Annotated in this window: 10 protein-coding genes; 4 read left to right on the top strand and 6 right to left on the bottom strand. The window is 66.1% G+C overall.

What is annotated here, in order from left to right:
- Nucleotides 1–11: 11 nt before the first annotated feature.
- Both ABV518_RS10730 and ABV518_RS10725 read left to right on the top strand, forming a co-directional pair.
- On the top strand, nucleotides 12–1,028 hold the full coding sequence (locus ABV518_RS10730; protein ID WP_367767042.1) for an asparaginase: 1,017 nt from the start codon (nucleotides 12–14) through the stop codon (nucleotides 1,026–1,028).
- Between the two features lie 37 nt (nucleotides 1,029–1,065).
- On the top strand, nucleotides 1,066–1,443 hold the full coding sequence (locus ABV518_RS10725) for a sterol carrier family protein (protein WP_367767041.1): 378 nt from the start codon (nucleotides 1,066–1,068) through the stop codon (nucleotides 1,441–1,443).
- Nucleotides 1,444–1,454: 11 nt separating this feature from the next.
- On the opposite strand, the gene ABV518_RS10720 is transcribed toward ABV518_RS10725, so the two are convergent.
- From ABV518_RS10720 to ABV518_RS10700, 5 genes are all read right to left on the bottom strand, one after another.
- Nucleotides 1,455–2,126, bottom strand: a complete 672-nt coding sequence (locus tag ABV518_RS10720; protein WP_367767040.1) for a Pr6Pr family membrane protein — start codon at nucleotides 2,124–2,126, stop codon at nucleotides 1,455–1,457.
- A gap of 121 nt (nucleotides 2,127–2,247) precedes the next feature.
- Complete coding sequence (dctA, locus tag ABV518_RS10715) at nucleotides 2,248–3,759, bottom strand: C4-dicarboxylate transporter DctA (RefSeq protein ID WP_367767038.1); 1,512 nt, start codon at nucleotides 3,757–3,759, stop codon at nucleotides 2,248–2,250.
- Between the two features lie 219 nt (nucleotides 3,760–3,978).
- Complete coding sequence (locus tag ABV518_RS10710) at nucleotides 3,979–4,746, bottom strand: SDR family oxidoreductase (protein WP_367767036.1); 768 nt, start codon at nucleotides 4,744–4,746, stop codon at nucleotides 3,979–3,981.
- Between the two features lie 28 nt (nucleotides 4,747–4,774).
- A complete protein-coding gene (locus ABV518_RS10705) occupies nucleotides 4,775–5,524 on the bottom strand; it encodes an aspartate/glutamate racemase family protein (protein WP_367767033.1) in 750 nt (249 codons plus the stop codon).
- Nucleotides 5,525–5,556: 32 nt separating this feature from the next.
- On the bottom strand, nucleotides 5,557–7,125 hold the full coding sequence (locus ABV518_RS10700; protein WP_367767032.1) for an NCS1 family nucleobase:cation symporter-1: 1,569 nt from the start codon (nucleotides 7,123–7,125) through the stop codon (nucleotides 5,557–5,559).
- A 309-nt stretch (nucleotides 7,126–7,434) separates the two neighbouring features.
- On the opposite strand from ABV518_RS10700, the gene aceE reads away from it, so the two are divergent.
- Both aceE and nboR read left to right on the top strand, forming a co-directional pair.
- Nucleotides 7,435–10,188 (top strand): pyruvate dehydrogenase (acetyl-transferring), homodimeric type, encoded by a 2,754-nt coding sequence (gene aceE, locus ABV518_RS10695; protein WP_367767030.1) that lies wholly within the window; start codon nucleotides 7,435–7,437, stop codon nucleotides 10,186–10,188.
- A 44-nt stretch (nucleotides 10,189–10,232) separates the two neighbouring features.
- A complete protein-coding gene (gene nboR / locus ABV518_RS10690) occupies nucleotides 10,233–10,847 on the top strand; it encodes a nicotine blue oxidoreductase (RefSeq protein ID WP_367767029.1) in 615 nt (204 codons plus the stop codon).
- An 83-nt stretch (nucleotides 10,848–10,930) separates the two neighbouring features.
- Here the strand turns inward: nboR and ABV518_RS10685 are convergent, their stop codons facing one another.
- Nucleotides 10,931–11,911 (bottom strand): aldo/keto reductase, encoded by a 981-nt coding sequence (locus ABV518_RS10685; protein ID WP_367767028.1) that lies wholly within the window; start codon nucleotides 11,909–11,911, stop codon nucleotides 10,931–10,933.
- Between the last annotated feature and the right edge of the window lie 4 nt (nucleotides 11,912–11,915).

The raw sequence follows: 11,915 nt of genomic DNA, 5'->3' as shown, positions 1-11,915 counted from the left end.
AGACTGGCACTATGCCGCACAACCCGCATGCCACCTTCACAGTGGACTCCGCCGTCGAACTGGCCGTCGTCGAACGAAGCGGCTTTGTGGAGTCCCGGCACATCGGCTCGGCCGTCCTCCTGGCGGCCGACGGCACCGTGGTGACCGAGCTTGGGGATATCACCACCCCCATCTACGCACGGTCAGCGCTCAAGCCATTGCAGGCCCTGGCGTCCATGCAGGCAGGCGTCCCGCTGCGCGGCGCGCAGGTGGCGCTTGCCTGCGCCAGCCATGTGGGGTCCCTGGACCACATGGACGTGGTGGAGGGGATGCTCAAGGCCGCAGGCGTCCGGGAGGACGAGCTCCAGTGCCCGGCCGCGTGGCCGCAGGACGAGACCGCCCGCAACTGGCTGGTCCGCTCCGAGCGCGGCAAGTCCAGGCTCGCCTTCAACTGCTCCGGAAAACACGCCGCATTCCTGTGGGCCTGCACGGAAAACGGCTGGGACACGCACAGCTACCTCGAACCCAACCATCCGCTGCAGCAGCGCGTCCGCAGCGTGATCGAGGAATACACTGGCGAGCAGATCGCCCATCTGGGGATCGATGGCTGCGGGGCTCCGGTGGCCGCCGTCTCGCTGACCGGCCTGGCCCGCGCCTTTTCCCTGCTGGCCAAGGCACCCGGTGACAAGAACTCCAATGCCCGGGCTGCCACCGTTGCCACCTCCATGCTCGACTACCCGTGGGCCGTGCAGGGCCGGGGCGAGGCAAACACCATCGTGATGGACGAACTGGGGATCATCGCCAAGATCGGCGCGGAAGGCGTGCTGGTGATGGCCACCCCGCAGGGTGTTGCGGTGGCTCTCAAAATGCTGGACGGAAACCTGAGGGCCACGTCCCTGGTGGGCCTGACGATGCTCGCCGCCGCCGGGGCGGTGGACATCCCTGGCGTCTCCAGCGTCCTGGAAAAAGTAGTCGAACCCGTACTGGGCGGTGGCCGGCCCGTCGGCCGGATCCGGCTGGGGCCGGCCGTCTCGGCGCTCCTGGACTGACCCTTTTCCACATCCCGCTCTGAAGGAGGCCGGCCGCATGGCTGTAGCGCGCCGTCGTATTGGCATCGAAGAAGGCACGGCGGCACTGGCCGCATGGCGCGAAGGTGCGGCCGCGCCGTCGGGCGTTCCTGTCCCCCGCACCGTTACCGCCACCGCCGTGCGGTACACGCTGGAGGAAGTCACCGCCCGCGCGCCGGGCAACTCGGTGGAAGTGCGGGTGCCGCCGTTCGGCGTCACCCAGTGTGTGGAAGGCCCGCGGCACACGCGCGGGACGCCGCCCAATGTGATTGAGTGCGACGCCGCCACCTGGCTGGGCATGGTCACCGGACAGTTGAGCTGGGCAGACGCCGTCGCGGCGGGCCGGGTGGAGGCGTCCGGCCTGCGGGCGGATTTGTCCGCCCTCCTGCCGCTCTGACCTGCCGGCCCTTAGGCCTTTTCGCTCGTAACTTTGCGCCGTCCCGTGGCTGGCGCCGTGGCAGGGTGAGGGACGGTGTTCTGGAGTTTGGTGGACAACGCGATGATGACCGCCAGGGCAAAGGCCAGGACGGCGATGACGAGTGACATCACCGCAACCTGCCCGTAGCCGCTGATGCGGGGATCAAGGAACGGGTAGGGATACCAGTCGGCGATGGGACCCCGGATCAGGCTGTACACGAGGTAGGCCAGCGGGAAGGCGAGCCAGATCAGTGATTCCTTGAGCGTGATCCGTGTTCGCGGCAGGTCCACGAGCCAGTCGATCACGATGACCGTGGGCATCGTGTAGTGGAGCACCACGTTCACCCAGCCGATGGCGGTGTCCACTTCGATGTCGCTCAGGAGCAGGCTGTACGTGATCCCGGTCACGGTCATGTACATCACGGCCGCACCGCGGAGGAGTTCCAGCCAGCGGGAGTTCGTCCCCTGCCAGGCGTACCAGCCGGCGACGGCGAAGGTGGCGGTGGCAAGGATGTTGGACTCAACCGTGAAGAAACTGAAGAAATTCAACGACCGGTAATTCTCGATCGTCAGGGCGTTGGAGGTGTACTGGACCACCAGGGCCAGCAGGCACAACGCCGCGAAGAAAAACCGAAAAAGCGCAAGTCCCCTGTTTGCAGTCATGGGGCGATCCTATGTGACCCCAGGGGACGTGGCGCCCAATGCGGCAGGCCCCGCCCCCGGTGTGTTCCGGGACGGGGCCTGCGCGGTGGGCGGTGGCTGGCTGGGGTGCCTGGCGCCGCCGCTAATCGTGGACTGCGGGTGCAGGGCTCTCCTGCGCCGGGGCGGCGTGCGGGCCGGCAGGCCGGCTCATCTGGAAACCGGGGATATCGCCGGGGTTGGGGCCGCCGCGGAATTTGGGGGACGGCTCCTGGCCGCCGCTGATCCGTTCCAGCTCCTGGTCCTCGAAGTCGTCCTCCACGCCGAGCATGATGGCGGAGTCGTGGTTGGTGATTTCGCCGCGGAAGGCACGGACCATCACGCTGCGGTCGAACTGGCCTTCCCACTTGGAGACCACGAAGGTGGCGACGCAGTTGCCCAGCAGGTTGACCACCACGCGCATGGAGTCCATGAGCCGGTCAGCGCCGAGGAGGAGGGCGACGCCGGCTACCGGGAAGATACCGAGGGCTGCGGCGGTGGCGGAGAGTGCCAGGAACGATGAACCGGGAACGCCGGCCATGCCCTTGGACGTCAGCAGCAGCACACCGAGTGCGGCCAGCTGCTGGCCGAGGTCCAGGTTGTGCCCGAAGGCCTGGGCCAGGAAGAGCAGGGAGATGGAAAGGTAGATCGCGGCGCCGTCGAGGTTGAAGGAGTAGCCGGTGGGGACCACGAGGCCCGTTGTTGCACGGGAGCAGCCGGCGTTGGTCAGCTTGGTCATGATGCGCGGCATCACGGCCTCCGTGGAGGCGGTGCCGAGGGCCAGCAGGAATTCCTCGCGGGTGTACTTCAGGAACTGCCACAGCGGAACCCGGGCGAAGCTCCAGGCCACCAGGAACAGCAGGGCGATGAAGACGATGGCCGCGCCATAGCAGGCCGCGATGAGCTTCGCATACGTGCTGAGGGTTCCGAGGCCGTACTGGCCGATGATGAACGCCATGGCGCCGAAAGCGCCGATCGGGGCCACCTTCATGATCCACGACATGATCTTGAAGATGAGCTCCAGGATGGTGTCCATGAGGCTGATGACCGGCATGCAGCGCTCGCGGCCGATGACGACGATGGCCGCACCGAAGAACACCGAGAAGAACAGGACCTGCAGCAGGCTGTTGCTCGCGAAGGCCCCGATGACGCTGGTGGGGATGATGTCCAGGATGAAGTGGGCCGCGTCCTTGGGGGGCGTGGTGCCGGTCTTCGCGGTCAGCGCTTCCTGGGAGAGGGTGTTGGGATCGATGTTCAGCCCGGCACCGGGCTGGACGATGTTGCCTACGATCAGGCCGAAGACCAGCGCGAAGAGCGTGGCCGCGGTGAAGTAGAGAAGGGCTTTGACTCCGACCCTTCCGACCGCCTTGACGTCGCCTACGGCTGAGATGCCGGTGACGATCACCAGGAAAATCAGCGGCGCGATGATCATTTTAATGAGCTGGATGAATCCATCACCGAGCGGCCTCAGCTGCGAGCCGAGGTCCGGCCAGAAATGTCCGATAAGAACACCTGCCACGACGGCGATCAGAATTTGGAAGAAGAGCGACCTATACAGGGGCTTCTTCTTCTGCGGGGCCGAACTCGCCTTCAGCGCCGCGGAATCTGGGATCTTCATTGATCTGTACCTATCAATCGGGAACAGCCCCGGAGATCGGGGTCTGTTTCCAACGTAACCCCGGTCACACAATTCCGCAAGAGGAAAATCAATTTCCACATTGCGAAATTTGTGGGAACCGCGGAGGCACGCCAAAAGCCGCTGCGGATTCGGACATCCGCCAGGGGGAACCCCCGGGCGGACGTCCGGAAACGCAGCGGAAAGTCAGGGGTGCTGCCGCTAGCCGCGGCCGATGAAGGGCATGCCGGCGGCCGTGATGACCACCGAACCCACGCTGGCGGACGCCGGCATGCCGGCCATCAGCAGGACGGCGCGGGCGGCGTCCTCCACGGGGAACATGGGCTCAACCAGGCGGCTGCCGTCGGCCTGGAGGGCTCCCGTGCCCACCCCGATGGTGTCCATGATTTCCGTGGCGGTGTTGCCGATGTCGATCTGGCCGCAGGTAATGCCAAAACCGCGGCCGTCCAGCTCGATGCTCTTGGTCAGCCCGGTCATGGCATGTTTGGTCACGGCGTAGGCCACGGTCCGCGGCCGGGGTGAGTGCGCCGAAATGGAGCCGTTGTTGATGATCCGGCCGCCCGGCGGCTGCTGGGCTTTCATGGCCCGGACGGCGGCTGCAGCGCAAAGCATGGAGCCTGTGAGATTCACCGCCAATGTGGCGTTCCAGTCGGCCAGGCTGATCTCATCGACAGAGGCGGCGGGCCCGAAGACGCCGGCATTGTTGAAGAGCACATCCACTCTCCCCCACCGCCGGCGGGCGGCCTCAAAAAGCCGCTCGACGTCGTCGGGCTCCGTGACGTCGCAGGGCACCGCCAGCGCGTTCGGGTGTCCGTCCGCCGTCTCAACAAGCTGCGCTTCCCGCCGTCCGGCCAGGGCCACCCGGTAGCCGTCGGCCAGCATCAGCCGGGCCACCGCCCGGCCGATGCCGGATCCGGCCCCGGTGACGACGGCGACCCGGGAGTCTGCGGACGGGCTGGAGTCAGTCATGGACGTGCCTTTCAACATGGGGTTGCCGTCAGCGCGCACCCTCGGGTACCGCAGCCGCGGCGGACAAGGGCCAGCCTATGACGGTCTTCGGCCGCGGTGCCGCGTACGTGCGGACCTTGGAGGTGGACAGCCCCATCCGGACCAGGCCTTCGGCGATGGTCACCGCCGAGGCCACGCCGTCCACCACCGGGACGCCGGCCCGCCGCCGGATCTCCTCGTCCAGCCCGGCCATGCCGCCGCAGCCCAGGACAATGACCTCCGCCTTGTCGTCGCGGACCGCGATCAGCGCCTGCTCGATGATGGCTTCGACGGCCCGCTCCGGCTCCTCCTCGAGTTCCAGCACCGCCATCCCGCTCGCCCGTACGGACGCACATCTCGCGTCGAGGCCTGCCAGCTTCAGCCGGTCCTCGATCAGCGGCACCGCCCGGTCCAGGGTGGTGATGACCGAGTATTTGTGGCCCAGGAACATGGCCGTGCTTGCGGCCGCCTCGGTAATGTCGACGACGGGCACGTCCAGGAGCTCCTGCAGGCCCTCCCGGCCGTGTTCGCCGTAGCCCGCCTGGATGACGGCGTCGAACGGTTCCGGGTACGTGGCCACCCGGTCCATCACGGCGATCGCTGCCAGGTAGCTTTCGAAGTTTCCCTCGCAGGAATCCGCGCCGAACCTGGGCGTGAGCCCCACAATCTCCGTCCCGGGCGCGGCGATGCTCCGGGCCTGGGCAGCGATGGAATCGGTCATGGACTGGGTGGTGTTCACGTTGGCAACGAGGATGCGCATAATCTCTCCGTGGTTCGTGGCGTGGGTGCGTGTCAGTGCGTGCTGGCCACGGCGATGGCCTCGCCGTCGACGTCGTCGAACTGCTGTGCGCGGTCGGCGATCAGGTAGTAGGTCAGGGCGGCCAGGCCGGCGCCGAAGAACCAGGCAAACGGCGCCGCAGGTTCCAGGGCCGGGACGAAGGCGATGAGGATCGCGACGGCGGACGCGGGCAGCAGCGCGATGATCGCCTTGGGATTGACTCCCTTTTTGTAGAAGTACGCTCCGGCCGGGCTTTCGCTGTACAGCTCCGGGACGTTGACCTTGCCGCGGCGGAGCAGCCAGTAGTCGGCCATCACCACGCCGAACAGCGGCCCCAGCAGGGCGCCGAGCCCGCCGAGGAAGTACACAATGACCAGCGGGTTGTTGTAGAGGTTCCACGGCAGGATGACCAGGCCAATGGTGCCGCTGACCCAGGCGGCTTTCCGGAAGTCGAGGCGCTTGGGGAACAGGTTGGTCAGGGCGTAGACAGGAGCCACGAAATTGGCCATCAGGTTCACGGCGATCGTCAGGATGAGGATGGCCAGGCATGCGAGCACCAGGAACAGCGTGTTCGGGATGCTCTCCACGATGTCCGACGGCGTTTCGATGATGGTGCCGTTGATCTTGTACTGCCCGCCGGCGAGGACCACAACGATGGCGCCGAACAGCAGCATGTTGATGGGGATGCCCCAGAAGTTGCCGCGGACGATCGACTTTTTGGACACGGCCGAGCGGGTGAAGTCGCAGAAGTTCAGCACGAACGTGCCGTAGATGGATACCCACAGCGCGCCACCGGCGAAGATGGTCCGCCACATTTCGCCGCCTTCGAGCCCGCGGATGCCGGTCCACTGGATGGCGCCCTTGGCCTCGATGAAAACCCAGGCTGCGAGCAGCACCATGGTGATGAGAATGACGGGTCCGGCGAACGCCTCGTACTGGCGGATCATTTCCATCCCGAAGCTGACGATCACCAGTTGCACGATCCAGAGTGACACGAAGGCTATCCAGCCCAGCGTGGACAGCCCGAGGATGGCGTTGGTGTCCATTTCATGCAGTGAGGGAACCATGGCCACCAGCATGACCCGCAGCACCACCGAGGCAAGGAAGGTCTGGATGCCGAACCAGGCCACGGCCACTGCCCCGCGCAGCAGGCTGGCAAGCTGGGCTCCCCGGATGCCGAAGCTGATCCGGCTCATGACCGGGAACGGCACTCCGGTCTTTTGGCCCATAAAGCCGGAGAAGCTGAGCAGCGCAAAGAGCAGGACGGCGCCGATCGCGAGGGCTGCGAGGATCTGCCAGCCGCCAAGGCCCAACGAGAAGAGGCCGACGGCGAACGCGTAGTTGCCGAGGCTGTGCACGTCATTCGCCCACAGGGTGAAGATGCTGTACCCGGTCCAGCGGCGGCCCTGCCGCTTCGTCGGGGCGAGGTCCACGTTGTAAAGGCTGGGGCTGATGGCCTGGCCGGCGGCGGTGCTAGCTGTTTCGCACAGGGCGTCGATGCCCGAGGCGGGGTGGGTCGGCTTGCCTGACAGCACTGTCGGGGCGGGAGCCGGTTCGACGCCGACTGGTGGAGTCGTATGCATCTGGATCTCCAGTTCTGGGATTTCCGCGGTGGTGAGCCTGATCAAACATTCTCTGCTGTTATTCCACATCGCGAAATGAAGTTATTGAATAGTGAAATAAGGGTATGAGCTGGATCACCCCAGGTCAAGGTCCGGCAGCCCGGGTGGCGGTCACAAACCGTCCGCAGCGCCGCCCGTGACACGGGTTGGCCCGAGCAGGCCGGATCGTGTTGACCACAGCCCCACCGGCTCGATAATCTCGAATGGCAAAATTGTTTTCTCACAATACGAAAACAAGAGCCCAACATTCAAAGATGAAACGAGGCTGACGTGGCTGCAGGAGAAGATACCTCCCATATCCTCAGCGGGTTGACTAACCAGCTGCCTGATCGTGATCCGGAAGAGACCGCCGAGTGGGTTGAGTCCCTGGATTCGCTGATCAGGGAACAGGGCACCGAGCGTGCCCAATACATCATGCGGAGCCTGTTGCAGCGTGCCGGTGCGCAGAGCGTCGGGGTGCCGATGGTGACCACCACGGATTACGTGAACACGATCCCGGTGGACCAGGAAGCCGAGTTCCCCGGGAACGAGGAGTTCGAGCGCCGGTACCGGGCGTACATGCGCTGGAACGCCGCGGTGATGGTGCACCGGTCCCAGCGGCCGAACATCGGCGTGGGCGGGCACATCTCCACCTACGCGGGAGCGGCGACGCTGTACGAGGTGGGTTTCAACCATTTCTTCCGCGGCAAGGACCACCCCGGCGGCGGTGACCAGGTCTTCTTCCAGGGCCACGCCTCCCCCGGCATGTACGCGAGGGCGTTCATGGAAGGCCGGCTGACCGAGGAGGACCTGGACGGGTTCCGGCAGGAAAAGTCCCGCGAAGGCCACGCCCTCTCCTCCTACCCGCACCCGCGGCTGATGCCGCACTTCTGGGAATTCCCCACCGTGTCCATGGGCATCGGCCCGATGAACGCGATCTACCAGGCCCAGTCCAACCGGTACCTGCACAACCGGGGACTGAAAGACACCTCGGACCAGCAGGTCTGGGCGTTCCTGGGCGACGGCGAAATGGACGAGCCCGAGTCCCGCGGCCTGCTCCAGCTCGCCGCGAACGAGAACCTGGACAACCTGAACTTCGTCATCAACTGCAACCTCCAGCGCCTCGACGGCCCGGTCCGCGGCAACGGCAAGATCATGCAGGAACTCGAAGCGTTCTTCCGCGGCGCGGGCTGGAACGTGATCAAGGTCGTCTGGGGCCGGGAATGGGATGACCTGCTCACCAAGGACGCCGACGGCTCCCTGGTGAAGATCATGAACGAAACCCCCGACGGGGACTACCAGACCTACAAGGCCGAATCCGGCGGGTTCGTCCGCGAACACTTCTTCGGCAAGGACCCCGCCACCAAGGACCTCGTCGCGGACCTCACCGATGACCAGATCTGGAACCTCAAACGCGGCGGCCACGACTACCGCAAGGTCTACGCCGCGTACAAGGCAGCCACCGAATTCAAGGGCAAACCCACCGTGATCCTGGCCAAAACGGTCAAGGGCTACGGACTCGGACCCCACTTCGAAGGCCGCAACGCCACCCACCAGATGAAGAAACTGACCCTGGATGACCTGAAGGAATTCCGCGACTACCTCCGGATCCCCATTTCGGATGCCAGGCTGGAAGAGGACCCCTACAGCCCGCCGTACTACCACCCCGGCGCGGATGCCCCCGAGATCGCCTATCTCCTCGAGCGGAGAAGGGTGCTGGGCGGCGCCGTCCCCGAACGTCGGCCGAACCACCAAACCATTGAACTGCCCGAGGCAAAGACCTTCGACGTCGCCAAGCGGGGCACGGGCAAGCAGCAGGCGGCCACCACCATGGCGTTTGTCCGGCTGCTCAAGGACCTGCTCCGCGACAAGAAGTTCGGGCACCGGGTTGTGCCCATCGTGCCCGACGAATCCCGGACCTTCGGCATGGACGCCTTCTTCCCCACGGCCAAGATCTACAACCCTGGCGGCCAGAACTACCTGTCCGTGGACCGGGACCTGGTCCTGGCCTACAAGGAATCCGCCCAGGGCCAGCTGATCCACCCCGGCATCAACGAAGCCGGCGCCGTCGCAGCCTTCACCGCCGCCGGCACCGCCTACGCCACCCACGGCGTACCCCTGATCCCGGTCTACGTGTTCTACTCCATGTTCGGATTCCAGCGCACCGGCGACGCCTTCTGGGCAGCCGCGGACCAAATGACCCGCGGCTTCATCATCGGCGCCACCGCAGGACGGACCACCCTCACCGGCGAAGGACTCCAGCACGCCGACGGCCACTCCCCCATCCTCGCCGCCACCAACCCGGCAGTAGTCACCTACGACCCCGCCTACGGCTACGAAATGGGACACATCATCCGCGACGGCATCGAACGGATGTACGGACCAGCCTCCGAAGGAGACAACGGAGACCGGAACCTGATGTACTACATCACCGTCTACAACGAGCCGATCAGCCAGCCCGCCGAACCCGAAGAGCTTGACGTTGAAGGTGTGCTGAAGGGCATCTACCGCGTATCGGCGTCGGACGTTCAGGGTCCCAAGAGCCAGATTCTGGCGTCCGGTGTCTCGGTGCCCTGGGCGCTGGACGCCCAGCGGATCCTGGCCGAGGACTGGGGTGTCTCCGCCGACGTCTGGTCCGTGACGTCCTGGAACGAACTGCGCCGCGACGGCCTCGCTGCGGAGGAAGACGCGTTTCTGAACCCAGGCGAACCTGCCAGGGTCCCGTTCGTGGCCAGTCAATTGGCCGATGCGCAGGGTCCCGTCGTGGCGGTCTCGGACTACATGAAAGCCGTCCCGGACCAGATCCGCCAGTTCCTCCCGCACAAGTTCGCCTCGCTCGGCGCCGACGGCTTCGGCTTCTCCGACACCCGGGCAGCAGCACGCCGCTTCTTCAAGAACGACACCCACTCCATCGTGGTGAAGACGCTGCAGCTGCTTGCGGCGCGGGGCGACGTGGAGGAAGGCGCACCGCAATACGCCATGGACCGCTACAAGCTCCTGGACGTCAACGCCGGCACCACCGGAGGAGCGGGCGGCGACGCCTGAGTTGTCCCCGACGAATCACTGACCCGGGCGGCTAGGGTGTGGCTATGGGGAACATTTCTGAGACCAGGACCACCGCTGTTGTCCTTGCGGCCGGAGCCGGCAGGCGGCTGGGGAAGGGGCCCAAAGCCCTGCTCCCCTACCGCGGCCGGCCGCTGGTGGAGTCCATCGCAGGAGCCCTGCTCGACGGCGGCTGCCGTGAGGTGGTGGTGGTGCTCGGCGCAGGTGCCCCCGACGTCGCGGCCATCGCCGAGCTGGACCGCTACAGGACGGTGGTCAACAACGACTGGCAGTCCGGCATGGGCAGCTCGTTCCTGCTGGGCAACGCCGCGGCGGACCCCCAGGACCATCTGCTGATTGCCCTGGTGGACCAGCCCGGCCTGACCCTCCGGACGGTGGGGCGCCTGCTGGCCGCCCACCGTCCGGGCCGCATCACCTCGGCCGCTTACGGCGACGGCGGTGCGGACGGCACGGTGCGCCGCGGGCATCCGCTGCTCATCGACGTCGGACTCCGGGACGCGGTGGCCGCTACCGTAACGGGGGACGCCGGCGCACGCGGCTTCCTGCAGGCCCACCCGGAGCTGGTGGACGAGGTGGACTGCAGCGACCAGTCCACCGGGGCGGACATCGACACCCCGGAGCACCTCCACCTGCTGGGTTAAATTCGAAGCGCGAACCGGCAGCTAATGACGTCAAACGCGGAGTTTGGAGTCATTACCTGCCAGTTCGCGCCAAGGGGACAGGGCTACCAGCGGGGGTGGATGGCCTCGCGGAAGTAGTGGTCGTAGATCCAGCGGACGCCCTCGTCGAATTCGCCGTTGAGGGAAACGCCGGCTGCGGCAGCATTCGCGGTTGCCTGGTCCACGTTCCGTGCGCCGGGGATGACGGTGGTGACGCCGTCCTGCGCGGCGATCCAGGCGATGGCCGCCTGTGCGGTGCCCACGCCGTCCGGGACCAGCTGCTCGAACTCGGCCACGGCCTTCAGCCCCAGCTCGTAGTCCACACCTGAGAAGGTCTCGCCGACGTCGAACGATTCGCCAGTGCGGTTGTAATTGCGGTGGTCGTTGTCCGCGAAGGACGTGTCCTTGGTGTACTTGCCCGAGAGCAGGCCGGAGGCGAGCGGAACGCGGGCGATGATGCCCACGCCTGCCGCCTTCGCCGCCGGCAGGACCTCGTCAAGGGGCTTGAGCCGGAAGGCATTGAGGATGATCTGGACGGATGCCGTGCCTTCGTGCCGGATGGCTTCGAGCGCTTCGTCGGTCCGTTCCACGCTGACGCCGTAGTTGCGGATGGCCCCGTCGGAGACCAAGGTGTCCAGCGCGTCGTAGACTTCGGCGCTGCTGTAGACGGACGTGGGCGGGCAGTGCAGCTGGACGAGGTCCAGGCTGTCAGTGCCCAGGTTCTTCCGCGACCGGTCCACCCACTGGCGGAAGTTGGCCAGGGTGTAGTTCTCCGGCTGCTGGTCCATGCGGCGGCCCATTTTGGTGGCCACGGTGATGTCCAGCCCGGGGTTGTCCTTAAGGAACGCGCCGATGGCCTGCTCGCTCTTGCCGTCGCCGTAGACGTCGGCCGTGTCGAAGAGCGTGACGCCGGCTTCCACCGAGGCGGCCAGGATGGCCTGGGCCTGTCCGTGGTCCACGTTGCCCCAGTCAGCGCCGAGCTGCCAGGTTCCCAGCCCCACGATCGAGACGTTCCGTCCGGTCTTGCCTAATCTGCGCTGTTCCATCCCA

This window comes from Arthrobacter sp. HS15c, assembly GCF_040812005.1.
Lineage (GTDB): Bacteria > Actinomycetota > Actinomycetes > Actinomycetales > Micrococcaceae > Arthrobacter.
This window is presented reverse-complemented; position numbering and strand designations above follow the sequence as displayed.

What these genes read in the sequence shown, in the direction of transcription:
- ABV518_RS10730 (WP_367767042.1), top strand. Translation starts at nt 12, where the DNA reads ATGCCGCACAACCCGCATGCCACCTTCACAGTGGACTCCGCCGTCGAA.
- ABV518_RS10725 (WP_367767041.1), top strand. Translation starts at nt 1,066, where the DNA reads ATGGCTGTAGCGCGCCGTCGTATTGGCATCGAAGAAGGCACGGCGGCA.
- ABV518_RS10720 (WP_367767040.1), bottom strand. Translation starts at nt 2,126, where the DNA reads ATGACTGCAAACAGGGGACTTGCGCTTTTTCGGTTTTTCTTCGCGGCG.
- dctA (WP_367767038.1), bottom strand. Translation starts at nt 3,759, where the DNA reads ATGAAGATCCCAGATTCCGCGGCGCTGAAGGCGAGTTCGGCCCCGCAG.
- ABV518_RS10710 (WP_367767036.1), bottom strand. Translation starts at nt 4,746, where the DNA reads ATGACTGACTCCAGCCCGTCCGCAGACTCCCGGGTCGCCGTCGTCACC.
- ABV518_RS10705 (WP_367767033.1), bottom strand. Translation starts at nt 5,524, where the DNA reads ATGCGCATCCTCGTTGCCAACGTGAACACCACCCAGTCCATGACCGAT.
- ABV518_RS10700 (WP_367767032.1), bottom strand. Translation starts at nt 7,125, where the DNA reads ATGCATACGACTCCACCAGTCGGCGTCGAACCGGCTCCCGCCCCGACA.
- nboR (WP_367767029.1), top strand. Translation starts at nt 10,233, where the DNA reads ATGGGGAACATTTCTGAGACCAGGACCACCGCTGTTGTCCTTGCGGCC.
- ABV518_RS10685 (WP_367767028.1), bottom strand. Translation starts at nt 11,911, where the DNA reads ATGGAACAGCGCAGATTAGGCAAGACCGGACGGAACGTCTCGATCGTG.